A 668-nucleotide genomic window follows, 5' to 3' on the forward strand; every position below is an offset into this window, starting at 1 on the left:
ATGTTGCCCAGAAATTGCAACGCATTGCGTAATATTTCAGGGGCGGCCCGCCGGGCAGCCCCTATCTACAGTTATCACGCCCCCACCCCAACCCTCCCCCTCCGGGGGAGGGAGGGCACACTTCGTTCTCTCACGAAGGAGAGATAGAAAGGGAAGCAGGGGGCGAATGACAGCCCGGTGGGCTGCCTCTCCTAAGCGTATTCCAACCAGCCGTAACGATCGGGACGCTCGCCCTGCACAATGCCAAAGAACGCCTCTTGCACAGCGGCGGTGATCGGGCCGCGACGACCCGCACCCACTGGGATACGATCCACCGAACGAATCGGCGTCACCTCGGCGGCAGTGCCGGTAAAGAAGAGTTCATCGGCAATGTACAGCATTTCGCGTGGCAAAACCTGCTCGCGCACCTCAATCCCCATGTCGCGCAGCAAGGTCATCACCGTATCGCGGGTGATGCCGCTAAGGATCGACGATGTCAATGGCGGTGTATACACGACCCCATTGCGCACCAAAAACAGATTTTCGCCGCTGCCCTCGCTCACGTGGCCGTTAGGGTCAAGCGCAATACCTTCAGCGTAACCGTTGGCCAACGCTTCCATCTTGATCAACTGCGAGTTCATGTAGTTACCGCCGGCCTTGGCCAACGCTGGCATTGTATTCGGCGCGAA

At 59.1% G+C, this 668-nt stretch carries 1 protein-coding gene; it reads right to left on the reverse strand.

Annotated features, from left to right (window positions below; translation table 11 throughout):
• Positions 1-191: 191 nt before the first annotated feature.
• Positions 192-668, reverse strand: a 477-nt coding sequence (locus tag NZU74_20505) for an aminotransferase class IV (GenBank protein ID MCS6883710.1), incomplete at its 5' end; no start/stop codon positions are given.

Source organism: Chloroflexaceae bacterium, assembly GCA_025057155.1.
GTDB lineage: Bacteria > Chloroflexota > Chloroflexia > Chloroflexales > Chloroflexaceae > JACAEO01.